Origin of the sequence: Bradyrhizobium sp. UFLA01-814, assembly GCF_046718885.1 — a bacterium.
Taxonomy (GTDB): domain Bacteria; phylum Pseudomonadota; class Alphaproteobacteria; order Rhizobiales; family Xanthobacteraceae; genus Bradyrhizobium; species Bradyrhizobium elkanii.
In genome coordinates, this window is record NZ_JAQOSR010000052.1 from 1 (window position 1) to 23916 (window position 23916).

Below are 23916 nucleotides of genomic sequence, written 5' to 3' on the forward strand. Positions count from 1 at the left end.
GATGAGCAGGAGCCGCTTCCTCTTCGCCCGTCCTATGTGCATAATTCAGCTTCACCGTCAGTGAGCTCCCCATGTCCCTGCAAGCCTATTTCGCCTTCGTCGCCGCCTGCATCGCGCTGGCGCTGCTGCCCGGTCCGATCGTCACGATGGTGATCGCCAACGGGCTGCGCTACGGCACGCGCGCCGCGCTCACCAACGTGCTGGGCGCGCAGGTCGGACTTGCGATCGTGATCGGCACCGTCGCGGTCGGGCTGACGTCGCTGATGGCGACGATGGGCTACTGGTTCGACTGGGTGCGCTTTGCCGGTGCCGCCTATCTGGTCTGGCTCGGCTTCAAGCTGATCCGCTCGCCGGTCGAGGGCGTCAGCACCGACGACACGCCGCCGCCGCCGCGCGGCGGCTTCTTCCTGCAGGGCTTTCTGGTGCTGCTCTCGAATCCGAAGGTGCTGGTGTTCTTCGGCGCCTTCATCCCGCAGTTCATGGATATGGACAAGCCGCACGTCCCGCAGGTGGCGCTGCTCGGCCTTACCTTCATGGCGACCGCCGTGCTGACCGATGCCGCCTACGCCTTAGCGGCCGGCCGGGCCCGCAAGTTCTTCTCCAGGGAGCGGACCAAGTTGATGTCGCGCATATCAGGCGGCTTCATGATCGGCGGCGGCATCTGGCTGGCGCTGACCCGGGCGCGCTGAAGCCGCCGGGCGATAGGCTCAGAATCGTCGCCGACAAGGCCACGATTCCCGGCGTCGGCAAACTTCGCAGACGTTTGCTCTAGCCCGGAGGCCGTCGGCCATGCTTTGATCCGCGACGGAAGCTACCCCATCGTCTGGGAGCAGGCCTTGACTACCGTGAATCGGCGCCTGGCAGCGGTTCTGGCGGCGGATATCGCCGGCTACAGCCGGCTGATGGGAATCGACGAGGAAGGCACCTTGGCCAGGCTGAAATCGGTCAGGAGATTGTTGCTGGATCCGACGCTGGCTGCGCATCGCGGCCGCGTCGTCAAAACGACCGGCGACGGAATACTCGTTGAATTCGTTAGCGCCGTCGATGCGGTGCGCAGTGCGGTCGAAGTGCAGCGCCGAATGGCCGATCAGAATACTGCCGTGCCGCTGGAACAGCGTCTCGAATTCCGAATCGGAATCCACGTCGGCGACATCATTTTTGATGACAACGATATCTTTGGCGACGGCGTCAACATCGCAGCGCGGCTGGAGGGGATTGCCGAACCGGGTGGCGTTTGCATTTCCGACGACGTGCAACGGCAAGTTCGCGGCAAGGTCGATGCGACCTTCGAGGACATGGGGTCGCAGGTCTTGAAGAATATTGCTGAGCCAATTCGGACATGGAGGCTTCTCATCGGCGGCGCCTCGCCAGCGGCAGCGGCTAAGGTCGTGAACCATGCCTTCACCGCTCCGGCCTCCCCGCCCGCGCTTGCCGAGAAGGCCTCCATCGCGGTGCTGCCGTTCCAGAATATGAGCGGCGATCCGGAGCAGGAATACTTTGCCGACGGCGTCGTCGAGGACATCATCACGGCGCTATCGCGCTTCAGATCGTTGTTCGTGATCGCGCGCAATTCAAGCTTCACCTACAAGGGAAAGCCCGTCGACATCAAGCAGGTCGGGCGCGAACTCGGTGTGCGATACGTGCTCGAAGGTTCGGTGCGTAAGTCGAGCGGCCGCGTTCGGATCACCGCGCAACTGATCGAGGCCGGCAGCGGTGCGCATCTCTGGGCAGACAGGTTCGACGGTGAGCTGAAGGACGTGTTCGACCTGCAGGACCAGGTCACCGCAAATGTTGTCAGCGTTATAGCGCCAAAAATCCAGCAGAGCGAGATCGAACGAACCCGAACCAAGCCGACTGACCGTCTCGACAGCTACGATCTCTTTCTGAGGGGCATTGCGGCCTATGCAGACCGCTCCAAGTGGGGCGACGCCGAACTGGGCGAGTGGTTCAACAAGGCCTGCGCGCTTGATCCCAGCTATGCGGCCGCTCAGATCATGCTGGCCTATTCGTCACTGCTGAAGCAGACCACGCGCGGCACACCCCCCGGCGCGGAGGAGTTGGCAGAGGCGCTGCGGATCGCCGAACTCGCCTGCGCGCTGGCCAGCGACGATCCGTTCGTGCTGACGCGTGCGGCTCACATGTTTGCTTATCTCGGCCACGACTACGATCGCGCTGAGACGATGATCGAAGAGGCGATCTCGCTCAATTCGAACGATGCTGCGGCGTGGGGATATCGCGGCTGGATTTCGCTCATGTGCGTCCAGCCGGCACGCGCGATCGAGAGTTTTGAGCGTAGGCTGCAGCTCAGCCCGATCGATCCCGGGCGGGCGTCGATGTGGAACGGAATCAGCTTCGCGCATTTCATGCTCGGTCAGTATGAGCAGGGCCGCGCGGCCGCCGCCAAGGCGCTGGTGATCGGCGAAGACGCGCACACGCTCAGCGCGTTGATCATGAACGAAGTCGGCTCGGGGCGCCTCGACGAGGCGCGCGTCGTCGCCGGCCGCCTGCTCAAACTGCGGCCCGATTTCCGCGCTTCCTACGCGCGGCAGAATTTTCCGACCAGGAGCGTCGAATGGGGCGACCGCATGGTCGCCGTACTGTGTGAGGCCGGCATTCCGGCGTAGGAATTCCTGGATCTATGCATTCCAGACGCGACGTTGCCTCAAGGCCGCGAATGGGCGCTTGATCCTACGCCACGATCCGCTCGACGACGTCGCGCACCAGGCCCGTCAGCAGCTCGAGCTTGTATCCGGTCATCGGCAGCGGCCTGGCTCCCGAGGTCGCCAGTTCGGCGGCCTGCGCGATGGTCGCCGCGTTAATCTGCTTGCCCTGCAGCGCCGCTGCGGACGCGATAAGCCGCAGCGGGACCGGAGCGATGCCGCCGGCGGTGATGTGGACCTGCTGGAACGCGCCGCCTGAGATCACCGCCCGCACGCAGATCTCGACCAGCGGCCATTCCGCGTGCGTCCGGCTGATGGCGCGCTTGTACAGCGCGCTCTCGCCGGCCAGCGGGACGGGAAGCTCGATCCGCTCGATCCGTTCACCCGGTGCGAGCAGATTGTCCGCCGCGCCGTTGCTGCCGTCGCCGAGCAGGTCGGAGATCGACAAGCCGCTGCGCCGGTCGGTGGCGACCTTCGCATCATAGGCGAGCAGCGCCATCGCCATCGTCGACGGATGCGGCGCGACGCATGGGCCGAGATCGAATGCGACGTGATAGAGGTGATTGCCGGATCGCGCCGGACAGTCGGCGCCGCCCTTCTTGAGACAGGCGATCTGCGGATTGCGGAAATACCAGCAGCGCGAGCGCTGGGCGAGGTTGCCGCCGAGCGTCGCCATGTGCCGGATCTGCGGCGTGGCGAGGCCCTGCGCGGCGGCGGCGATGCCGGGGTAAGCCTCGGCGAGCCGCGGATCGGATGCGATCGCCGCGATCGTGGTCAGGGCGCCGATGCGGGCCGAGCCGTCCGCATTCCACGTAACACCGATCGTGTCGGGACTGGCGGCGAGATCGATGATCGCGCCGCACGACAGGCCGCTGCGGCGACGCTCCGACAGATCGGTGCCGGCGGCGCGGAATTCGGGCGCGGAGATGACGTCTGCAGTTGCGACACTCATGCGGCATCCCTCCCTTTCAGCGCGGCGACGATGCGATCGGGCCTGATCGGAATCTCGGTGAGGCGGACGCCGATCGCGTTGTGGATCGCGTTGGCGACAGCGGCCGAGGTCGGCACCGTCGACGCCTCGCCGATGCCGACGCTGTTGCCGAGCACATGGTCGAAGCCGGCTTCGTCGAAATGGACATCGATCTCCGGCGTGTCGGCGATCCCCGGGATGCGATAGTCCTCCATTCCCGCGGTCAGGACGTCGCCGCTGCTCGGATCAAGCTCGCGCGCCTCGTAGAGCGCGTAGCCGAGGCCCTGGATCACCGCGCCGCAGGCCTGGCTGCGCGCCAGCGCGGGCGCTGCGATCTTGCCGACCGCGATGCCGGTATGCACGTTGAGCACGCGGACATGGCCGAGCCAGGTGTCGACCTCCACCTCGATGACCTGCACCGAACTCGGCACGCCGGCGCCGACCGCGATGTTCGAGAAGCGGCGCATCATCCAGCCGAACACCATGCCCATCAGGCCGACTTCGCGCAGCGGCGAGCGGATGCCAGGCGCGGTGTTCTTGCCGTCCTCGCCGCGCGTCTCCACCACAGCGATGTCGGGCGAGCGTGCGATCAGCTCGCGCCAGGGCGCGTTCGAGCCGGGCGCCGGCTTTCGCGTGGCCTGTTCGAGCATCGCGGCCTTCAGCTTCCGCACTGCCTGCAGCGTCGGCGGCATCACCGAGGCGGTGACGCGGCTGCCGCCGGAGCCGGGGCCTTCGGGCAGCGACGAATCGCCGATCCGCACATCGATCTCGCCGGGTTCGAGATCGAACTCGCGCGCGATCGCGTCGGCAAGCACGCTGCGGGTGCCGGTGCCGATGTCCTGCGTCGCTGTGCTGGCGATGATGCGGCCGCCCTTGACCGCGACCTCGACCTTCACCTTGGGCTGCCAGAGATAGAGCCAGTAGCCGGTCGCGACCCCGATGCCGCGGCGATAGCGCCCGTTCTGCGCCGGTTTGCGGTTGCGCCAGATCTCGAGCCCGGATGCCCAATCGTAGAGTCGCTGCCGGTTGGGATCGGGATCCCACTTCTTGCGCAAGGCGATCGGATCGACGTTGAGCCGCAGCGCGGCCTCGTCGATCGATTGCTCCACGGCGAATGCCATCGGCGGACCGCCGGGGCCGCGGAAGGCGGCGCCGGGCGGCAGATTGCTGATGACGTCGAAATCCGAAAGATCCTTCGCCTCGGCCGGATAGATCAGCCGCGCCAGGCCCGCGATGGTCGAGTTGGTCGCGGCCCCGGTATCGGCATGCGCGGTGACCGAGAGCGCCTTCAGGCTGCCCTGGTCGGAGGGCAGCAGCGCGACCTTCAACTCCGCAGCCGGCCGATAGCCGGCGACCGAGAGTTCTTCCTGGCGATCATAGGCGACCCGCACCGGCGCTTTCGCCGCGCGGGCGAGCTCGATCGCGGCGATCGCCTCGGTGCCGAGGCTCGCCTTCGACCCGAAGCCGCCGCCGACGTGGTCGGCGATCACGCGGACCTTGTCGTGATCGAGCTTGTAGCGCTTGGCGATCTGCTCCTTCAGGTGAAACACCTGCTGGGTCGAGGCGTGCAGGGTCAGCCGGTCGCCGTCGAAGCGCGCCACTGCGGCGTGGGGCTCGAGACAAGCATGCTGCTGCGTGGCGGTGCGGAAGGTGGCTTCGACGAGTAGCTTGTTGCTGGCCTGGCGCGCCTCGTCCACCCAGTTGCGGGCCTTCTTGGCGCGGGTCGAGAACACCGCGGTCGGCCCGCGGATGTTCTGCTTCCAGGGCGCCGGCCCGCCGGCCGCTTCCGAGACGTTGCCGGCCCGCTTGCGGCTCGCCTTGTCGAACACCACGGGCGCATCATCCTTGCGTCCGGCGTCGAGCCCGACCACGGCGGGCAGGCGCTCGCTGGTCAGCTTGATCGCGGCCAGCGCGGCCAGCGCCGTCTTGCGGTCCGGAGCTGCAACCGCCGCAATCGGCTCGCCGACATAGCGCACGACACGGTCGTCGCCGAGCAGCGACACCGCACTAACGCCGGGGACCGCGCGCGCCGGCGCGAGATCGAGCGTGGTGATCCGCGCATGCGCCTCGCGCGAGCGCAGGATCAGGCCTTCGAGCTGGCCGTCATGATGGATGTCGACGGTGTATTTCGCCGCGCCCGTCACCTTGTCGCGCGCCTCGATGCGGGGCGCCGTGACATGATCGCCGTCGAAGCGGCCGGCGCAGGCGTCCGCCACCGCACGGAAAATCCCGTCATAGGCGCCGCAGCGGCAGAGATGGCCCGACAGCGCCGCGCCGATCTCCTCGCGCGACGGCACCGCCGTTCCCCTGGTGGCGCGCCAGCGGTCGCAGAATGCGGTCGCTTCCACGATGAAGCCGGGGGTGCAGAAGCCGCATTGCAACGCGTCATGCGCCATGAACGCCTTCTGCACCGGATGCAGCCCGGACGCGGCGATGGCTTCCACCGTTGTCACCGATTTGCCGGCGGCGGCGTGCGCCGGCATCAGGCAGCTTGCGACCGGCGCGCCGTCGACCAGCACGGTGCAGGCGCCGCAAACGCCGGCGCCGCAGACGAGCTTGGTGCCGGTGAGCTTGAGCTGGTCGCGCACGATGTCGATCAAGAGCGCATCGGGATCATCGGGCAGGGATTCGACGCGGCCATTAACGGTCGTCGTGCTCATGGATGTCCTCCGCTTGTCCTGCGTGTCGGCCTTTTGGGGATTGCCGCCTTCTTGACGGGCGGCTTCTGCGATTTCGGCATGGGTTTCGGTAGCGCGCCGGCGCAGAGCGTCCGCACCATGATCGCCATGTCCTTCAAAAACGCATCCGACGGCTGCATCGCCGGATATTGCGACTTCGCTGCGTACATCGCCATTTCGACTAGCCGCGCGAATTCGGCCGGCGAGAGGTCTTGCGGCAGCGCGAGCTGTTGCTTGCGCACGATCCGCGTGATCGTCGCGACCATGCGCTCCGCATAGCGCGCGGCGTAGGTCTGGTAGAGGTCGCGCGCGTGCACGAGGTGCTCGGAATACAATTCCTCGAGATGCGGCGAGCCGTCCAGCGAGCCGATCATGGTCGACATCCGCGCGGTCATGCCCGCGGCGAGGATGTCGCCGAGATCGCCGCCCGCGGTCTCCGCCGCGGCAACGGCGGTCTCCTCGGCCGCGATCGCGGATTCATGCACGCGCTCGATCACGGCGCGGAACAGCGCTTCCTTGGATTCGAAATGGTGATAGAGCGCCTGCCGCGTCAGGCCGGCCGCCTCGGCGACCTGCTCGATCGAGGAGCGGCGAAAGCCGTGCCGGCGGAACACCAGCATGGTGGCATCGAGAATGCGGGTTTTCGGTCCCATTTGACGATTTTGACAAATATAGAAAAACTGTCAAATCGCGATTTGGTGAGGAGGCGGTGCTGGGGCTTGATCACCATTGCGCGAGGTCGCCGCGCGGCCCGCGCCGGTGTGAACCGCCTTCCGAATGGTCGCGTCGAAGAAACGTGGAGCTCCAAAGATGACCTTCTCGTCCGGAGCTTGCGAGGATACGCACATGACCCAGGTCACGACTCAGGTCTTTTTCCATTGCTCGACCACGCACGGGGTACTGATGGATCGCCGCGGCACCTCGGTGACCAGCCTCTCGGAGGCCTGCGAGGCGGCGACGTGCATGATGCGATCGCTGGTCGCAACGGTCAGCCTGGAAGACTGGCGCGACTGGGTCGTGCATGTCAGCGACGAGTCCGGCGACGAGATCGTGATCCTGTCCTTCGCATCCGTGCTCGGGAAGCCGCACTGAGAGGGCGCCATGCTGTCACCGCACGCATCATTGCTCCCTCTGCGCGACGGCTGGAACGCGATCACGACAGGCTTGCTGAATCTGATCGCGCGAATTCGCGATCCCTACCGGCCCGAGCTGCACTACATGCGCGGACCGGGCCCCAAATGGCATGCCAAGCATGCCGTGCGAGCCGCGGCGCCCGGTTGAACGCGGCCCTGTTCAGCTCTCGCTTTTCGCAGGGCGATGCATCTCGCGCCGCCACGCCGCCGGGCTGACGCCGACCACGGCGGAAAACACCCGCGTGAAGTGGCTTTGATTGGCGAAGCCGGCCGAAATCGCGATCTCGGACAGCGACAGGTCGCGCGCCGCCATCAGCTGCTTGGCCACCTTCAGGCGCTGCTGAAGCAGCCATTGGTGCGGCGGCAGGCCGGTGGAGATGCGGAAGGCGCGCGAAAAATGGCCGACCGACAGATCGAGCTCGGCCGCGATCTGCTTCAGCGAAATCTTCCCGCTGAGGTCGGACTCGAGCTTTTCGCAGGCGCGGTTGATCTGCCAGGCGGCGAGGCCGCCGCGGGTCGGTCCGGTCGGGTGTTGTATTACGCCATAGGTGCGGGTGACGTGTGCGGTCAGCGCCAGCATCATGTGATCGATGAACAGCTGGTTGGTCTCGTCCGGCCGGCGCAATCCCTCGCGCAGCAGCGCCCCGACATGGCGAATGACGCCGTCGTCGTGACCGTTGCCGATTTCGCAGGCCAGTTCGCCGATGCGCGGCGAGCCGGTCTGTTCGGCGAAATCAGTGAGCGCCGAGCGCGGCAGATAGAAGAACAGCGAGTGGAACGGCTTGTCGATCACGTAGCGCGGATCGCGTTTGAGATCGTAGAGATAGGTCGCGCCCGCCGGGATATCCCGCTTCATGAGGCACTTGCCGCCCTCCCACAATTCGCAGTCCGGATAATCGTGCAGCTTCAGGCTGACGAGAAAGGCATCCTCGGCGGTGAGCGATCCGGACAGCCCGGGCACCGGGTTGTCGTCCCGGGTTTCGGTGACCGCGAGTTCGGCGCTGCGCAGCGTGCGCGTGATCAGCGCCGGCGGCGTATCCTTCAGGCGCAGGAATTGCCCGAGCCGCTGCCCGTAGGCGCCCGCCTGTGTCATGTGCGTTGAGTCCATCATTGATGTGCAGCCGGGCAGGGACCTGTCAGTCATCTTGCGAAGCCGTCACTCATTATCCGGGATTGCTACGGCGCAGTCCAGTTTGCTCACGCAATCATGAACGACCTGCCGGCCGATCACGGCCCAGCGATTCCAGAACGATTTCAATTGCCTTGGTTCGATCGGGCGTACCCGACGCAGAAATGTCGCAGCGCTGCGCTTGGCGCAGAATTGGGCAAAGCATGGCCGTTTCAGGAAAGACAGCTGAACTGCACGGCGCTTAGGTCCGGCGGGCAGTTCCGCGCCTCACCGATCCCACAGACCGGCCCGTAAGGAGGGAGCGCATGAGCCTTCAAACGCGAGCACAGGTGATGAGTAAGCCGATCCTGCACGATCCTTTGCGGGATTCGTCCGGCGCATCCGATGCGCGGCCGGCCGAGGCGTCGGCCGGCCCGCGCTGCCCGGCCGGCCAGGAGATGGCCCGCGTGCTCAAGACGCAGCCGCTTCGCATGGCGGCCGACCCCTCGAGCGGCGCGATCGCCTATTGGAAGCATGACGCCCTGCACGACGTGGTCAGGCCGATGGTCGACCATGTCGTCATGAGCTATCCCGCCGGCTCGCAGCGGCCGGAGCGGCGCACCGGCAGGGTGGCTTCGATAGGAACGGCGCGGTCCGGGGTCGTGACGATCATTCCTGCCGGCTCGAGCTCGCGCTGGGATATTCACCAGTCGGTGCATGTCGTTCAGCTCTACCTTCCGCATGCGACGCTGGCGCGCGTCGCCGGCGAGGCCGACACCGCCGCTCCCGGCGATCTGCTGGAGCGCACCGGGCACCCCGATCCGATTACATCGCGGTTGCTGCTGAGCGCCGCTGATGCGCTCGAGGGCAGCGCGGCGCTGGATGCGCTGTTCCGGCAGCAACTGACGGATCTCTTGGCCACGCGCCTGCTGTCGGCGCATGCCGGCGTGCCTGCCACGGTTCAGGCGACCGTGGGCGGTCTGGCGCCGACAGCGCTGCGCCGCGCCATTGAGCGATTGCGCTCGGACAGTGATGCGGACGTCTCGCTCGCGGCGCTGGCGGCGGAGGCCGGCCTGTCGCGCTTTCACTTCTGCCGCGCCTTCAAGGAAAGCACCGGGCTCTCGCCGCATGCCTGGCTGCGCCAGCACCGGCTCGAGCAGGCCATGAACATGCTGCGCGACACCGGCGCTTCCGTGGTCTCGATCGCGGCGGCGCTCGGCTACAGTTCGCAGACCGCGTTCGCGGCCGCGTTCAGGAAGCTGACCGGCGAAACCCCGAGCGATTGGCGGCGGCGCCTGCGGTAGAAGCGTTTTCGAGCGCAGAACCGAAAATGCTCCAGCCGCAATCGCTCTTCAGGTCGGGCAATCGCTCTGGGGCACTCATCCGGCCAATTCGCTAGATCACCGTGGCGCCCATGCCAACAACGGAGACAAGCGATGGCCTGGAAGGATTTCGGTAGCTCCCTTGCAGTCACGCGACGACGCCGGGTCCTCGCGACTGCACTGATGTACGGACTTACGCTCACCGTCCGCTTCACGTCGGCAACAGGTGAGGATGCCGATCCGCCGGCGCAGGCCGTTCAGGGCGCCGATGCCATGACGTCGGTGACGATCAGCGACGCCGCCCAAGCGCTGTACCGCGACTGGCTCCCGGGGGCCGCGCTGCCGATCGGCCTCCAGCATGGACCGCTCTCGGGCGCGAGAGGCTGCCGCGCAGCGTGCATGCCTGCGGCGCGCACGCCGTTCCTGTCGAGCTGCGCCCGGCAATAGGCGCTCGCCCTTTCACCTCTTCGCGTCGCCGATCGCGACAGGCTTCGCCGCACGCGGCGGCAACGCGCGGACATCAGAGACTGTCAACCCAGAGGAGTCATAACATGCGAATTGTCATCATTGGCGCCGGCTTTGCCGGCATGTACGCCGCGCTCTCCGCAGCCCGCCTGCGCGACATCAAGGGCGTCTCGCCCGAGGAACTCGAGATCGCGCTGGTCGCGCCGGAGCCGACCCTTGTGGTGCGCCCGCGGCTCTACGAGCCGAAGCCGGAGACGCTGACCGCGCCCCTGCTCGACGTCTTCAACGCGATCGATGTCGTCTATGTGCAGGGCAGCGCCGAAGCCATCGACACCAGGGCCCGCACCGTGCGGATCGTCACCGCCAAGGACGCGCGCAAGACGCTACCCTATGATCGCCTTGTGGTGGCGACCGGCAGCCGGCTGTTCCGTCCGAACGTGCCTGGCCTCGCCGAGCATGGCTTCAGCGTCGACAACCTTGCGGACGCGATCGCGCTCGACCGCCATCTGCATGGCCTCGCCAGGCAGTCGGCATCAGTGGCGCGCGACACTGTCGTTGTTGCCGGCGGCGGCTTCACCGGCATCGAGGCCGCGACCGAGATGCCGGCGCGGCTGCGCGAGATCCTCGGCAAGGACGCCAGGCCGCGCGTCGTCATCGTCGATCGCAATGCCGCGATCGCGCCGGACATGGGCGAAGGCCCGCGTCCGATCATCGAGGACGCGATGCGCAAGCTCGGCGTCGAGGGCCGCTTCGGCGCCGGCGTCGCCGAGGTCAGCAAGTCCGGCGTCACGCTGTCCAGCGGCGAGCATATCGAGGCTGCGACCGTGGTCTGGGCGGCGGGCATTCGCGCCGCGCCGCTGACCACGCAGATCCCGGCGGAACGCGACAATTTCGGCCGGCTGCTGGTCGATCGCGATCTGCGCGTGCCGTCGGTGGCGGGTGTGTTCGCCACCGGCGATGCGGCGCGCGCCGCATGCGACGATGTCGGCAATTACGCGCTGATGTCGTGCCAGCACGCGACGCGGATGGGCGCGTTTGCCGGCAACAACGCCGCGGCCGAGCTGCTTGGCGTCCCGACCAAGCCGTATCACCAGAAGGCCTATGTCACCTGCCTCGACCTCGGCGAGGTCGGTGCGCTGTTTACCCGCGGCTGGGAGCGCAAGGTCGAGATGGTCGGCGACGTGGCCAAGAAGACCAAGCGGGAGATCAACACCGTCTGGATCTATCCGCCGCGCGCCGAACGTGCCGCGGCGCTCGCATCCGCCGATCCGGAGCACGTCACCGAAGTCTGACGCTGAGCTAGGCGAGAGTACCGCAACTGCGATCATCGCTTCCGCGCACGGCATCGTTCGATCGCTGTGCGCGGAACTGACTCGAAGTATCGCGGAGCGAAACGCAATTTAGAATCGTCCTTAGAAGCGCTCGAAAAATCTGAGGCGCATTGACGCAGTTTCGCTGCGTTCGCGTTGCGAGCTCGCAACACCATCGGCGATAAGCCCGACACTGGACGTGTTCTAATCACCGATCAGCTGCATACGTCTTTCATCGTGTTAGTGACGGCGAAGATGAAGGCGATGTGAGTTGACGGGGGTCGGATGTTTCGTCGCACTGCGCTGGCGGCCGGGTACGTGGCCGGCAGCGGTTTGTTCGTGCTGAGTGTGGTGATGCCGCGTGAAAGCGTTGCGCAATCGGCGCTGCCGCCGGTGACGGTCGAAGCGCCGAAACATCAGCAGCAGGCGCGGCGAACGCAGCCGGCGCGACGCGCGGCGCGTCCTGCGCGCACGACGCCGCGATCGATCGCGAACCGGGCGCCCGCGCAAGCGCAGAACGTTCCAGCACCGGGGTCGGGTGGCGGCGGAGAGCGCGGCAACGGGCCGGTCACCGGCTATCTCGCCAGCCAGAGCGTCACCGCAACCAAGACCGACACCCCGGTGCTCACGACGCCGCAGTCGATCTCGATCGTCACCCAGGATCAGATCCAGGCACAGGGTGCGCAGAACATCACCGAAGCGCTGCGCTACACGCCCGGCGTGACGATCGAAAGTTTTGGCGCCAACGCGTTCTTCGACGAGTTCAAGCTGCGGGGCTTCACCGCGCCGCGTTATCTCGACGGGCTGCGGCTGCCGACCGACACCACGACCTTCGCGGTCCCGCGCATCGAGACCTACGGTCTCGAGCGCATCGAGGTCCTGAAGGGGCCGTCATCCGGCCTGTATGGACAATCCGATCCGGGCGGCCTGTTGAACCTGGTCAGCAAGCGGCCCACCGAGACGCCGCACTACGAGATCGAGGGGTCGTTCGGCTCATTCGATCGCTTCCAGGGCGCCTTCGATATCGGCGGTCCCGCCGACAAGGACGGCCGGTTCCTTTACCGCATCGTCGGCCTTGGCCGCGACAGCAACAGCCAGACCGACTTCGTTCAGGACAACAAGCTGTTCATCGCGCCGAGCTTCACCTGGCGCCCGACCTACGACACCAGCTTCACCGTGCTCTCGCAGTACCAGAAGGTCGACAACAAGGGTTACCAGCAATACGTCCCGGGACAGGTGTCCTTCCTGCCAAACCCCAACGGACATATTCCCTACAGTCGTTACCTCGGCGAGCCCGGGCTGGACGGCTATCATCTCGAGCAGTTCGCGGTCGGCTACGCGTTCGAGCATCGCTTCGACAACATCTTCCAGTTCCGGCAAAACCTCCGCTACACCCAGGTCAGCAACGACCTCGCATCGGTGCGGACCGAGGGTATGGTGACGGATCGTCTGGTCGCGCGCACTTACAACTACGTCAAGGCCAATGCCGCCAATGTCGCGCTCGACAATCAGCTGCAGGCGGATTTCGCGACCGGGCCGCTGGTCCACAAGGTGCTGGCCGGCGTCGACTACTTCGATCTGTGGGCGAACACGGATTATCGCACGACGCCGATCGCGCCGATCGATGCCTATAGTCCGGTCTACGGCACCGCCGTTCCGTCAGCCAGCTCGCTGGCGCCGTTCATTCTGCGCGACGACAGGCAGTCGCAGCTCGGCGCCTATCTGCAGGATCAGATCAAGCTCGATCGCTGGACGCTGACCATGAGCGGTCGCCAGGACTGGGTCAGCTCCGGCTTCACCAGCATGGCGTTCTATCCGCCGGCCGGCCATTATTCGCGCGACGACTCGGCGCAAACCGGGCGCATCGGCCTGAGCTACCTGTTCGATATCGGCCTGGCGCCCTATGTCAGCTACGCGACCTCGTTCACGCCGAACCTCGGCGCCGACAGCGCCGGCCGGTCGTTCAGGCCGACGACGGGCGAGGGCGCGGAGGTCGGCGTCAAGTTCAAGCCAAACGGCTCGAACTTCATGGTGACGGCGGCGGCGTTCGATATCCGTCAGCAGGACGTGCTGACCGCCGATCCCATCAATCCGCTCTTCAACGTGCAGACCGATGCCGTGCGCGTCCGCGGCCTCGAGCTCGAGCTGAAGGGCAATCTGACGCGCGAGTTCGAGATCACGGCGGGATACACCCACCTCGATCCGCGGGTGACGACGAGCATCGCCGGCTATGCCGGCAAGTACATGATGAACACGGCGCAGGACCAGGGCGCGGTCTGGGGCAAGTATACCTGGTATGACGGCGCGCTCGCGGGCCTTGGGCTCGGCCTCGGCGTGCGCTATGTCGGCGACACCTACGGCGACAACTTCAATACCTTTGTCATTCCCTCCTATGCCTTGCTCGATGCGTCGGTCAGCTACGACTTCGCCTATCTGCGGCCGGACCTGAAGGGATGGAAGGCACAGGTCAACGTGACCAATCTGACCGACCACTTCTACGTTGCATCCTGCCTGACCGGGCTTCCCTATTGCGGCCTCGGCAATGGCCGCACGGTGCTGGGCACGATGAAGTACACCTGGAACTAAAGCATGATCCGGAAAAGTGCGAAGCGGTTTTCGGAAAGGATCATGCTTCAACAAGAGGCTAAAGCTCGACGACGATCCAACCGGATCTCATCGCGCTTTAGGTAACGACATTGACTGCGACGACCAGATCCCTGCGGCGATGGGGCGCTGTCCATAAATGGACCAGCCTCATCTGCACGTTGTTCATGCTGCTGCTCTGCATCACCGGCCTGCCGCTGATCTTCCACGAGCAGATCGATGATCTCCTGCACAGTCAGGTCAAGCCGGCCGACGTGCCGCCAGGCACGCCGCCGGCCAATCTGGACCGCCTGCTCGGCAACGCGCTGGGGCAGGCGCCGGGAAAGGTGCCTCACTTCCTGATCTGGGATCGCGATGATCCGAGCGCGATGTTCGTCAGCGTCGGCCCGACCATCGATGCCGATCCGACCAACAACCTCTTGATCCGGATGGACACCCACACCGGCGCCTATCTCGATGCGCCCGACGTGACCGGCCGCTTCACCTACATCATGCTGAAGCTGCACACCGACATGTTCGCGGGCCTGCCCGGCAAGCTGTTCCTCGGATTGATGGGGATCCTGTTCTGCGTCGCGATCATCTCCGGCATTGTGGTCTATGCGCCGTCGATGCGGAAGCTGCGCTTCGGCGCCTACCGCGCGCAACGGACCCGCGTCGTGCGCTGGCTCGACGTCCATAATCTCGCGGGCATCCTGCTCGTCGCCTGGACGCTGGTCGTCGGCTTCACCGGGGTGATCAACACCTGGGCCGATCTCGTGCTCAAGATGTGGCAGTTCGGCCAGCTCGCCGAAATGACCGCGCAGTACAAGGACCGGCCGGTGCCCTCGAAGCTGACCTCGCTGAATGCGGCGGTCGAAGTGGCCACCCATGCGGTGCCCGGCATGACACCGAGCTTCGTCGCGTTCCCGGGAACCCTGTTCAGTAGCAAGAGCCACTACGCCGTGTTCCTGCACGGCGATACGCCGCTGACCTCGCGGCTGCTGAAGCCGGCGCTGATCGACGCGGAAACCGGCAAGCTGACCGATACAAGGGATATGCCCTGGTATGTGACGACCCTGTTCGTCTCGCAGCCGCTGCATTTCGGCGACTATGGCGGCATGCCGCTCAAGATCGTCTGGGCGCTGCTCGACATCTTGACCATCTTCATTCTCGTGACCGGCGTGTATCTGTGGATGCGCCGCCGCAAGGCCGGTGTGAGCCAGGAACGCGCGATCGCCAACGCCGCCTCCATCGACAACCCCGCATTATCGTCGTGACGTCAGCATGGTCTCGCATCGTTCATTGACCCAGATCTTCGGCGCCCCGCTCGTCATCGCGGTCGTGAGCACGGTCGGATTGATCAGCGCGCTGGTCGGCGACGGCTGGTGGGATGCGGTCTCGTGGGCCGGACTCGGCCTGCCTGTGCTGCTCTACCTGGTGTTCATCTGGCGGCGCCAGCCGAATTGATCGGGTTGACCTGATCGCGCCTCGAACCGGTCGCGCAATCAGCAAAGCCGGTCCAATCGGAATATGCCGATCCCTGTGGTGTCTCATCCGCGGAGATGCGCAAGAAGCCGAACCGGCAATCGAACAAGCAGTCGCGGCCGCGCAGGTACCTGGCGTGCGGCATCGCGCTCTCGACGGCATTGTAAGATGACAGGTTTCACTCCGGGAGCCCCGCCAAGCGTAGCGGGTTGACCAATGCATCCAGGTCGCCTTGTCGACGATACGGCAGCAGCCTGGCCCAGCGGGCCAGGCTGAAATTGGGGTGGCCCGCCAGCAAGTCGCTTGCGATCATGCGCGCGTCATCTTGCCGGCCGAGATTCCAAAGCGCCGCTATGAGTGTCGACTGCGCGGTCAGCCAGAGCGGCCGCTGCCTCAGTACGCGGGAGGCTATATCGTGCGCCGCCGCGAAATCTCCGAGATGAAATCTTGCGCGCGCTTCGTCCACCATGGATTCGTTGCGCTCAATCGGACTGAGCCGTTGGGCGTGCTCCTCGTAGAGGACGGCTTTTCGAAAGTTACCGGCATAGCCGTGATACATGCCCGCCATGTGATGGGCGTCAGAGCTGCTGGGAGCGAGGCTGATCGCCGTTTCTCCTGCTGCCACAGCCTCATCATGACGGCGTTGATAGGTACGAACATAGCCGATCACCAGGTATGCTTCGCCGAAGCTCGGGTCGGCGGCGAGAGCCCGATCAGCGCAGCCCAGTGCGGCTTGATACGCTTCATTTTCATCCTTGATCCAACCGAAGCGCGCCTGGTCTGTCAGGGTAAGACCCAACAAGTAGAGCGCCGGCATAAACGAGGCATTGATCTCCAGCGCTTGTTCAAAAAGCTTCCGGGCCTGTGCGTGGGTTTGCCTTGCGAAATTAACGTACAGGGCGCGTCCCTTTAAGACATACTCATAAGCCAGCGGACTGCCCGAGCGTTTTCTCCACACTCTTGCGCGTTCGCCGACGGTCAACTGGACTTCAAGCGCTTCGACGATCTCTTGCGTAATTCGGTCCTGGAGATCGAACACGTCGTCCAGGTCTCCGTCAAAGCGATCCGCCCAGAGATGACCGCCGTCTCGACCATCAATCAACTGCGCCGTCAACCTGATGCGATTGCCGATCTTTCGAACGCTCCCCTCCAGTAGATAACGAGCACCCAGGATCTGACCGATTTCGCGAATGTCCCGGTTCTGTCCCTTGAACGCGAAGCTCGAGTTGCGCGCTATCACCATCAATTCCTGAATCTTTGACAGGGTCGTAAGGACGTCTTCCGCGATCCCGTCCGCGAAATACTCCTGCTCGCTGTCGCCGCTCATGTTCTGGAACGGCAGCACCGCGATGGAGGGCTTTCCCGAAAACGGGCGCACGTGATGCGATTCGGCCGGAGTTGGATGGCGCTGAGGTGAAGTTCTGGCGCCGATTTTCATTCGCCAGGCGCGGATCGGTTCAGTGATGTTTTTCAGATTCTGTTGGCCCATGTCTTCGAAGGCTGCATCGACCTTGCTCCGGATCTGCCGGTAGGCGTCGTCAGACAGGCATATGCCGCCGGGGTCCGCGATGTTCTCCAGCCGCGCGGCGATGTTGACGCCGTCGCCGAAGATGTCGTCGTTGTCGATGATGATGTCGCCGACGTGAATGCCGATGCGAAATTCGATCCGCTGCTGTTGCGGGGCGGATGCATTAAGCTCCGCCATCCTGCTCTGAACCTCTACAGAGCTGCGCACGGCATCGACGGCGCTGCCGAACTCGACAAGCACGCCGTCGCCGGTTGTTTTGACGATGCGGCCGCGATGAGCGGCGATCGTTGGATCAATGAGATTCTTTCTGGCCGCCTTAAGCCGCGCGAGCGTGCCTTCCTCGTCCGTTCCCATCAGGCGACTGTAGCCGGCGACATCTGCCGCCAGCACTGCTGCCAGTCGCCTTTCCACTCGCTCGGGCGCCACGGACTACCCTAACTTGGAAGTTCAACCCAGCCAATTAAAGCACGTCGAGCTGGCTTCGGGCTAGAGGCCAGGCCCTGGCTGACCGCTAGTCGCTAGTGTCCCGAATCCGAAGTTCGCATCATTCGCCGCACCTTCGGGACGAACTTCGGATTCGATAAGGACACTAGCAAACTTGTGATTCTAGTGTGCTTTATGAATGCGAAGTTCGTGAAGGTGGTTGCCGCGAAATCGCACGAACTTCGCATTCAGCACACTAGATCAGCGCTTCCGTGCGCAGCGTCGCCTCGATCTCGCCGAGGACGCGCGCCAGCCGTTCGGCCCATGCCGTCTCGCCGGCCTGGTCGGAGATCAGGTCCTGGCGGATCTCGATGCCCGAGTTCATCAGGCCGCGCGTCTCCCCATGCACGGGGATCGTGTAGTCGGTCTCGTCGCTGACCGCATAGGGCTCGTTGTCGCCGACCACGAGATCGCCCTCGGCGCGCAGACGCTTCAGCAGCAGCGGCGGTAACGCCTTGTCGCGGTGATAGAGCGTGCCGATGTGCCAGGGTCGTGCGATGCCGGCGTAGATCGGCGTGAAGCTGTGCAGCGACACCAGCACCGTCGGCAGACCCTGACGCGCACGCGCGTCGATGATCTCGTCGATGCGTTTGTGATAGGGATCGAAGATCTGCGCGCGGCGCATCTCGGCGGCCTCGCGCGACAGGCCTTCATTGCCCGGCACCGTGGTGGCCTCGCTGATCAGCGGGATCGAGCTTGCGACATGCGGCGGACGGTTGCAGTCGATCACGAGCCGCGAATAGTGCTGCGCGATCAAATGCGCGTCGAGCCGCTCCGAGAGCCGGGTTGCGACGCCGGCGATGCCGATGTCCCAGGCGATGTGCCGCACCAGCTCATCTTCGGGCAGGCCGAGGTCGCCGAGCGGAGAGGGGATCAGCCTGCCGTAGTGGTCGCAGGTGAACAGGAACGGTGAGCGGCCGCCGGCATTGTGTTCAAGAACCGGTGAAGCGTCGGTGCTCGCGAGCAGGAACGATGGACCGCCTCCGTAATTCAAGGGCTTTTTTCCTCAACTTTGCCTATTCAGGCGGCATGCTGATCTGGAATCGGGCAGCTTTCTCTATAGATTATGCGGTCCGAAATCACGATGATTGTTTGAAGATGCCGCTGCTGACTATTCATCACAAGACCGTTTATCGCTACGCGCGCCCGGTGGCGTTCGGCGAACACCGCATCATGCTGCGCCCCTGTGACGGCCACGATCTGCGCGTGCTCGATAGCGCACTTGTGATCGATCCACAGCCGATGTCGCTGCGCTGGATCCACGACGTGTTCGGCAACAGTATGGCGATCGCAGCCTTCGACGAGCGCGCCGACACGCTGTCCTTCGTCTCGACCGCGACGGTGGAGCACAATCCGGCAGATAGGTTCGCGCTGACGCCGGACGATCCCGCCTATTTCTATCCGTTTCTCTACGACGATGAGGAATTCCCCGATCTGCAGCAGTTCATCACGCCGCAATATGGCGACCCGAGCGGCGAGCTGTCGGCCTGGGCGCGGCGCTTCCTCGATGTCGAGGCGCCGACGCCGACTTTCAAGATCCTCAGCGGCATGACGCACGGCATCCGGGAGGCGTTCAGCTATCGCAAGCGCTATGAGCAGGGCACCCAGCATCCGCTCGATACGCTGCGCACGCAGTCCGGCACCTGCCGCGACTATGCGCTGTTCATGATCGAGGCGCTGCGCCGGCTCGGCATCGCCGCGCGCTTCGTCTCCGGCTATCTCGCCATGCCGCCCGGCAGCGCGCACGGCTATGTCGGCGGCGGCTCGACCCATGCCTGGGTGCAGGTCTATCTGCCGAGCGCGGGCTGGATCGAGTTCGATCCGACCAACGGCATCGTCGGCACGCGCGATCTGATCCGCGTCGCGGTGGCGCGCGATCCGCGCCAGGCGATCCCGCTGCACGGCGTCTATCTCGGCGCGGCGGATGCCTTTCTCGGCATGGATGTCGACATCAAGGTGGTCTCGGTCGGCGAGAATGCGGAGCAGGAGACGGCCTGACGATGCAGATCAAGGTCGGCTTCGAGATCACCTACACGGCGGCGCAACCGACCCCGATGGTGATCATGCTGTCGATCCATCCGTCGCGCTACGCCGACATCGTCGGCACCGAGCATCTTTCGACCGAACCGGACGTGCCGATCGGCCTCTATCGCGACGGCTTTGGCAATGTTTGTGGGCGCCTGGTCGCCCCAGGCGGTGACGTCACCTTCCGCGGCAGCGCGGTGGTGCGGGATTCCGGACTGCCTGACATCGTCAATCCGGCTGCGCAGCAGCTGCCGATCGAGCAATTGCCCGACGATATGCTGCTCTATCTGATGCCGAGCCGCTATTGCGAGACCGACAAGCTGACCGACATCGCCTGGTCGCTGTTCGGCAACACACAGCAGGGCTGGGCGCGGGTGCAGGCGATCACCGATTTCGTGCACAACCACGTGACGTTCGGCTACGAGCACGCCCATCACATGAAGTCGGCGCACGACGTCTATGAAAGCCGCGCCGGCGTCTGCCGCGACTTCGCGCATCTGGCGCTCACCTTCTGCCGCTGCATGGGCATTCCGGCGCGCTACTGCACCGGCTATCTCGGCGACATCGGCGTGCCGACGGACCCCGCGCCGATGGATTTCTCCGGCTGGTTCGAGGTCTATCTGTCGGGCCAGTGGTACACCTTCGATGCCCGCCACAACACGCCGCGGATCGGCCGCATCCTGATGGCGACCGGCCGCGACGCCGCCGACGTCGCCCTCACCACGAGCTTCGGCCGCATGACGCTGACGAAGTTCGTCGTGGTGACCGACGAGGTGGCGGCGGCCTAGCCTCTTCAGCCATTTTCTGTCATTCCGGGGCGATGCGCAGCATCGAACCCGGAATCTCGAGATTCCGGGTCTGGTCCTTCGGACCATCCCGGAATGACAACTGAACCCATGATCTCCGATCTTCTCTTCGTCTACGGCACGCTGATGCGCGGCTTCGACCATCCGATGGCGAAGCTGCTCGCGGGCAATGCCGAATTCCTCGGGCCGGCGCAGTGCCGCGGCCGGCTCTATCTGGTGAAGCATTATCCGGGCCTGGTGGTGTCGGACGATCCGGCCGACATCGTGCATGGCGAACTGTTCCGCTTGCGTGAGCGCGAGGCGATGCTGCGCGAATTCGACATGTACGAGGCCTGCGGCGAAGGCTTTCCGCCGCCGACCGAATATATCCGCGAGATGCTCGAGGTCACGCTCGCCGACGGCAGCGCGCGTGAGGCGTGGACCTATCTCTACAACTGGCCGGTCACCGAGCTGCCGCGAATCGCGTCAGGAAAATTCCTGGAGCATTAGCTGCTTCAGTTCTCCCGCATCACGCGGATATCGACCTCGCGCTCGACAAAATTCCATTCCTCGGTCGCGCGCAGCATGCCGACCAGTTCGTCGAACAGGGTGATGTGGTCGGGCGCGAACTCGAACCAGGTCAGGAAGTCGAAGGGCATGCCGAGGTCGCGCGAATGAAACAGCTGGCGGGCGATTGCGGGGAGGAATTTCAGGGTGCCGGCGATGTGATGCGACTTGTCCTCGAAGATCTGGCGGCGCTCCTCCTGGGTGAGCTCCCACCACGCCGCGGATTTCCTGATCGGGATCAGCGCCGCGTGGGTTGCCTCGCTGCGGCCGAGCCCGGCCTGCACGGCTAAGAGCTTCTCCCGCTCCTCCTTCTCGGTGTAGCGCAGATGGCTGGTGACGCCGGCGAGCCGCCATGCGTTCTGCGACGGCAGCAGCGGCAGCGCGATCGACTCGCTCGCAACGATTGACAGCGCCGCGACCTTCGGCAACGTCTCGCCCTTCACCCGCGTGATGGAGGTGACCTGCCAGCCGCCGCTCTGTCCGCCTCTGAATGTCGTGAACATGGCCTATCCAATCCCGGAAGCGGGAAGGGGGCAAGCTCGCCACACAGGCTCTCCACCGTGGATTTGGGGGTAGCCCGCTCGACGGAGCCGTGACAGGCCAGACCTGTGAATAGCCCGGAAAAGCCCCACATTGTTCGGCATGGCGGGTCATGCCGCTATATGGCTAACCGGTTGTCCGCGATTCGCCGCCCGAGCCCAAAATCCTGACTGATGCGTTTCACGCCCGAATTCCTCGAAGAGCTGCGCGCCCGGCTTCCGGTCTCGGAAGTCGTGGGCAGGCGCGTCAAGCTCAAGAAGGCCGGGCGGGAGTGGAAGGGGCTGTCGCCGTTCCAGCAGGAGAAGACGCCGTCCTTCTTCGTCAATGACCAGAAGCAGGCTTGGTTCGACTTCTCGTCCGGGCTGAACGGCAACATCTTCGACTTCCTGATGAAGACGGAGGGCGTGACCTTCCCCGAGGCGGTGGAACGCCTCGCCGCGATGGCGGGAGTTCCGCTGCCGGCCGTAACGCCCGATGCGGCGCGGCACGAGCAGCACCGCCGTACCCTGCACGACGTGATGGAACTGGCGACCAAATTCTTCGCCGACACGCTGGCTTCGCGGGGCGGCGCAAAGGCGCGCGGCTATCTCGCCGACCGCGCCATCTCGCCGGCGACCCAGCTCCAGTTCCGGATGGGCTATGCGCCGCCGGATCGCTTCGCGCTGAAGGAGCACCTCGGCGGGCAGGGCATCTCCACTGACGACATGGTGGAGGCGGGGCTTCTGATCGGCGGCGAAGATATCCCGGTGCCGTATGATCGCTTCCGCGACCGCGTGATGTTCCCGATCACGGATGCCCGCGGCCGCGTCATCGCGTTCGGCGGGCGTGCGCTGGAGAAGGACGTTCCGGCAAAGTACCTGAACTCGCCGGAAACCACGCTGTTTCACAAGGGCGACAATCTCTACAATCTGTTCACCGCGCGGCAGGCCGCGCATGACGGCGCGCAGCTGATCGTCGTCGAGGGCTATGTCGACGTCATCGCCATGGTCACGTCGGGCTTTCCCGGCGCCGTCGCACCGCTCGGCACCGCGCTGACCGAGAACCAGCTCGGCCTGCTCTGGAAGATGGTCGACGAGCCGATCCTCTGCTTCGACGGCGACCGCGCCGGACAGAAGGCGGCGTACCGTGCGGCCGACATCGCCTTGCCGCAGCTCAAGCCCGGCAAGAGCCTGCGGATTGCGCTGCTGCCGGAAGGGCAGGACCCTGACGATCTCGCCCGCTCCGGCGGCCGTGGTGCGATCGAGGACGTGATCTCGGCCGCGCGTCCGCTCGCCGACATGATCTGGTCGCGCGAGATCGAGGGCGGCAATTTCGATACGCCCGAGCGCCGCGCCGCGCTGGAGGCGCGGATCGGCGAGCTCACCAATGGCATCCGCGACGAGGTGGTGCGCCGCTATTACCGGCAGGACCTGCAGGAGCGGCTGCAGCGCAATTTTGCGCCCGAGGGCGGCCGAGGCGGTTATGGCCGCGGCGGCTACGGTCGGGGCAATTTCGGCGGCGGCCGCGGCGGCGAATCACCCCGCCAGTTTGCCCCCCGGGGACCTGCCCAAAACGGCCGACAGGGAGGCCTGCAAGGCGGCCGGTTCGGTGCCAAGGGCGCCACCCCCGGGATTTCACGGGGGCCCTACCAGGCCGCGAGCCCCCAATTGGCCAACAGCCCGATCATGCGCGGCCAGCGCAGCGCGATCTCCCGCCGCGAGGCCCTGATCCTGCAATCGCTGATCAACCACCCCTGGCTGCTGCACGACCATCTCGAGGAGGTGGCGGCGCTGGAGCTCGCCCATCCCGAGGCCCACAAGCTCAGGGCCGCTATCATCGCCGCCTTTGCCCACGACCATCACCACTCCCCGGACGCCGAGGAGCAGGCCGAGAAGATGCGGGCCGACCTGGAAGCAAGCGGATTATCCCCTATTCTTCAAAGGGTTGAGCGGGCGATCACAACCCAGGCGGTGTGGGGTGCGCAGATCGGCGCGGCGCGCGAGGATGTTTTATCAACCTGGCGTCAACTCGTTGCCTTGCATCAGAAAACCCACGCCTTACTTAGGGAAAGAAAAGATGCGGAAGCGGCTTTGGCTGAAGACTCCAGCGAGGCCAATCTGGCATGGTTGCAGGATATCCAGGCCCGGATGGCAGAAGCCGACGGGACCGAAGCCCTGATTGAAGGGTTCGGCGAATTATCGGGCCGGTTCCAGCGTAATGTCTGATAACAAAAATGCTGCGGACGGCGCTGGCCGCACCCGCAAAAAGACTCGCCAAATCCATGGTTTGGCTGCA

Annotated in this window: 21 protein-coding genes; 14 read left to right on the forward strand and 7 right to left on the reverse strand. The window is 65.1% G+C overall.

Annotated features, from left to right (window positions below; all coding sequences use genetic code 11):
• Positions 1–71 precede the first annotated feature (71 nt).
• Together PMN64_RS17720 and PMN64_RS17725 are read left to right on the forward strand one after the other, a co-directional pair.
• Positions 72–689: a LysE family translocator gene (locus PMN64_RS17720; protein ID WP_411781546.1), complete on the forward strand. Its 618-nt coding sequence runs from the start codon at positions 72–74 to the stop codon at positions 687–689.
• A gap of 105 nt (positions 690–794) precedes the next feature.
• The gene (locus PMN64_RS17725) at positions 795–2624 is read left to right on the forward strand and encodes an adenylate/guanylate cyclase domain-containing protein (protein WP_411781547.1); all 1830 of its coding nucleotides are present in this window, start codon (positions 795–797) and stop codon (positions 2622–2624) included.
• Between the two features lie 64 nt (positions 2625–2688).
• Here the strand turns inward: PMN64_RS17725 and PMN64_RS17730 are convergent, their stop codons facing one another.
• Genes PMN64_RS17730 through PMN64_RS17740 form a run of 3 tightly spaced genes read right to left on the reverse strand, consistent with a single transcriptional unit; the run spans position 2689 to position 6961 of the window.
• Positions 2689–3612 (reverse strand): FAD binding domain-containing protein, encoded by a 924-nt coding sequence (locus PMN64_RS17730; RefSeq protein WP_411781548.1) that lies wholly within the window; start codon positions 3610–3612, stop codon positions 2689–2691.
• Positions 3609–6290, reverse strand: coding sequence for a molybdopterin-dependent oxidoreductase (locus PMN64_RS17735; protein ID WP_411781549.1), 2682 nt, complete (start codon positions 6288–6290; stop codon positions 3609–3611). Before PMN64_RS17735 ends, PMN64_RS17730 begins: the two co-directional genes overlap by 4 nt.
• Positions 6287–6961, reverse strand: a complete 675-nt coding sequence (locus PMN64_RS17740; RefSeq protein WP_411781550.1) for a TetR/AcrR family transcriptional regulator — start codon at positions 6959–6961, stop codon at positions 6287–6289. The genes PMN64_RS17735 and PMN64_RS17740 overlap by 4 nt, the downstream gene beginning before the upstream one ends.
• 193 nt (positions 6962–7154) lie before the next feature.
• Here PMN64_RS17740 and PMN64_RS17745 point away from each other — a divergent pair, with 193 nt between their 5' ends.
• Together PMN64_RS17745 and PMN64_RS17750 are read left to right on the forward strand one after the other, a co-directional pair.
• A complete protein-coding gene (locus PMN64_RS17745) occupies positions 7155–7400 on the forward strand; it encodes a DUF6894 family protein (RefSeq protein WP_411781551.1) in 246 nt (81 codons plus the stop codon).
• Between the two features lie 9 nt (positions 7401–7409).
• Positions 7410–7589, forward strand: a complete 180-nt coding sequence (locus PMN64_RS17750; RefSeq protein ID WP_411781552.1) for a hypothetical protein — start codon at positions 7410–7412, stop codon at positions 7587–7589.
• 12 nt (positions 7590–7601) lie between these two features.
• Here PMN64_RS17750 and PMN64_RS17755 read toward each other — a convergent pair whose 3' ends face one another.
• A complete protein-coding gene (locus PMN64_RS17755; protein WP_411781553.1) occupies positions 7602–8534 on the reverse strand; it encodes a helix-turn-helix domain-containing protein in 933 nt (310 codons plus the stop codon).
• Positions 8535–8902: 368 nt separating this feature from the next.
• Between PMN64_RS17755 and PMN64_RS17760 the strand changes: the two genes are divergently transcribed.
• The 6 genes from PMN64_RS17760 (at position 8903) to PMN64_RS17785 (ending at position 15696) form a co-directional block, all read left to right on the forward strand.
• Complete coding sequence (locus tag PMN64_RS17760; RefSeq protein WP_411781579.1) at positions 8903–9853, forward strand: helix-turn-helix transcriptional regulator; 951 nt, start codon at positions 8903–8905, stop codon at positions 9851–9853.
• Between the two features lie 201 nt (positions 9854–10054).
• Positions 10055–10318: a hypothetical protein gene (locus tag PMN64_RS17765; RefSeq protein ID WP_411781554.1), complete on the forward strand. Its 264-nt coding sequence runs from the start codon at positions 10055–10057 to the stop codon at positions 10316–10318.
• Positions 10319–10422: 104 nt separating this feature from the next.
• Positions 10423–11628 (forward strand): NAD(P)/FAD-dependent oxidoreductase, encoded by a 1206-nt coding sequence (locus PMN64_RS17770; protein ID WP_411781555.1) that lies wholly within the window; start codon positions 10423–10425, stop codon positions 11626–11628.
• A 303-nt stretch (positions 11629–11931) separates the two neighbouring features.
• Entirely contained in the window at positions 11932–14232 is a 2301-nt protein-coding gene (locus PMN64_RS17775) for a TonB-dependent siderophore receptor (RefSeq protein WP_411781556.1), read from the forward strand.
• A gap of 131 nt (positions 14233–14363) precedes the next feature.
• Positions 14364–15506 (forward strand): PepSY-associated TM helix domain-containing protein, encoded by a 1143-nt coding sequence (locus PMN64_RS17780; RefSeq protein WP_411781580.1) that lies wholly within the window; start codon positions 14364–14366, stop codon positions 15504–15506.
• Between the two features lie 7 nt (positions 15507–15513).
• A complete protein-coding gene (locus PMN64_RS17785; RefSeq protein ID WP_028343408.1) occupies positions 15514–15696 on the forward strand; it encodes a hypothetical protein in 183 nt (60 codons plus the stop codon).
• 196 nt (positions 15697–15892) lie between these two features.
• On the opposite strand, the gene PMN64_RS17790 is transcribed toward PMN64_RS17785, so the two are convergent.
• Together PMN64_RS17790 and PMN64_RS17795 are read right to left on the reverse strand one after the other, a co-directional pair.
• Complete coding sequence (locus PMN64_RS17790; RefSeq protein WP_411781557.1) at positions 15893–17632, reverse strand: adenylate/guanylate cyclase domain-containing protein; 1740 nt, start codon at positions 17630–17632, stop codon at positions 15893–15895.
• A 289-nt stretch (positions 17633–17921) separates the two neighbouring features.
• Positions 17922–18719: an N-formylglutamate amidohydrolase gene (locus PMN64_RS17795; RefSeq protein WP_411781558.1), complete on the reverse strand. Its 798-nt coding sequence runs from the start codon at positions 18717–18719 to the stop codon at positions 17922–17924.
• A gap of 104 nt (positions 18720–18823) precedes the next feature.
• On the opposite strand from PMN64_RS17795, the gene PMN64_RS17800 reads away from it, so the two are divergent.
• From PMN64_RS17800 to PMN64_RS17810, 3 genes are all read left to right on the forward strand, one after another.
• A complete protein-coding gene (locus tag PMN64_RS17800) occupies positions 18824–19723 on the forward strand; it encodes a transglutaminase family protein (RefSeq protein ID WP_411781559.1) in 900 nt (299 codons plus the stop codon).
• A 2-nt stretch (positions 19724–19725) separates the two neighbouring features.
• Positions 19726–20538, forward strand: a complete 813-nt coding sequence (locus PMN64_RS17805; RefSeq protein ID WP_411781560.1) for a transglutaminase-like domain-containing protein — start codon at positions 19726–19728, stop codon at positions 20536–20538.
• 108 nt (positions 20539–20646) lie between these two features.
• On the forward strand, positions 20647–21045 hold the full coding sequence (locus PMN64_RS17810) for a gamma-glutamylcyclotransferase (protein WP_411781581.1): 399 nt from the start codon (positions 20647–20649) through the stop codon (positions 21043–21045).
• Positions 21046–21050: 5 nt separating this feature from the next.
• Here the strand turns inward: PMN64_RS17810 and PMN64_RS17815 are convergent, their stop codons facing one another.
• Complete coding sequence (locus PMN64_RS17815; RefSeq protein WP_411781561.1) at positions 21051–21605, reverse strand: chlorite dismutase family protein; 555 nt, start codon at positions 21603–21605, stop codon at positions 21051–21053.
• Positions 21606–21815: 210 nt separating this feature from the next.
• Between PMN64_RS17815 and dnaG the strand changes: the two genes are divergently transcribed.
• On the forward strand, positions 21816–23846 hold the full coding sequence (gene dnaG, locus PMN64_RS17820; protein ID WP_411781562.1) for a DNA primase: 2031 nt from the start codon (positions 21816–21818) through the stop codon (positions 23844–23846).
• Positions 23847–23916: the final 70 nt, after the last annotated feature.

Coding starts and splice junctions, on each gene's coding strand:
- PMN64_RS17720 (WP_411781546.1), top strand. CDS start 72: ATGTCCCTGCAAGCCTATTTCGCCTTCGTCGCCGCCTGCATCGCGCTG.
- PMN64_RS17730 (WP_411781548.1), bottom strand. CDS start 3,612: ATGAGTGTCGCAACTGCAGACGTCATCTCCGCGCCCGAATTCCGCGCC.
- PMN64_RS17735 (WP_411781549.1), bottom strand. CDS start 6,290: ATGAGCACGACGACCGTTAATGGCCGCGTCGAATCCCTGCCCGATGAT.
- PMN64_RS17740 (WP_411781550.1), bottom strand. CDS start 6,961: ATGGGACCGAAAACCCGCATTCTCGATGCCACCATGCTGGTGTTCCGC.
- PMN64_RS17745 (WP_411781551.1), top strand. CDS start 7,155: ATGACCCAGGTCACGACTCAGGTCTTTTTCCATTGCTCGACCACGCAC.
- PMN64_RS17750 (WP_411781552.1), top strand. CDS start 7,410: ATGCTGTCACCGCACGCATCATTGCTCCCTCTGCGCGACGGCTGGAAC.
- PMN64_RS17755 (WP_411781553.1), bottom strand. CDS start 8,534: ATGACACAGGCGGGCGCCTACGGGCAGCGGCTCGGGCAATTCCTGCGC.
- PMN64_RS17760 (WP_411781579.1), top strand. CDS start 8,903: ATGAGTAAGCCGATCCTGCACGATCCTTTGCGGGATTCGTCCGGCGCA.
- PMN64_RS17765 (WP_411781554.1), top strand. CDS start 10,055: ATGTACGGACTTACGCTCACCGTCCGCTTCACGTCGGCAACAGGTGAG.
- PMN64_RS17770 (WP_411781555.1), top strand. CDS start 10,423: ATGCGAATTGTCATCATTGGCGCCGGCTTTGCCGGCATGTACGCCGCG.
- PMN64_RS17775 (WP_411781556.1), top strand. CDS start 11,932: ATGTTTCGTCGCACTGCGCTGGCGGCCGGGTACGTGGCCGGCAGCGGT.
- PMN64_RS17785 (WP_028343408.1), top strand. CDS start 15,514: ATGGTCTCGCATCGTTCATTGACCCAGATCTTCGGCGCCCCGCTCGTC.
- PMN64_RS17800 (WP_411781559.1), top strand. CDS start 18,824: ATGCCGCTGCTGACTATTCATCACAAGACCGTTTATCGCTACGCGCGC.
- PMN64_RS17805 (WP_411781560.1), top strand. CDS start 19,726: ATGCAGATCAAGGTCGGCTTCGAGATCACCTACACGGCGGCGCAACCG.
- PMN64_RS17810 (WP_411781581.1), top strand. CDS start 20,647: ATGATCTCCGATCTTCTCTTCGTCTACGGCACGCTGATGCGCGGCTTC.
- PMN64_RS17815 (WP_411781561.1), bottom strand. CDS start 21,605: ATGTTCACGACATTCAGAGGCGGACAGAGCGGCGGCTGGCAGGTCACC.
- dnaG (WP_411781562.1), top strand. CDS start 21,816: ATGCGTTTCACGCCCGAATTCCTCGAAGAGCTGCGCGCCCGGCTTCCG.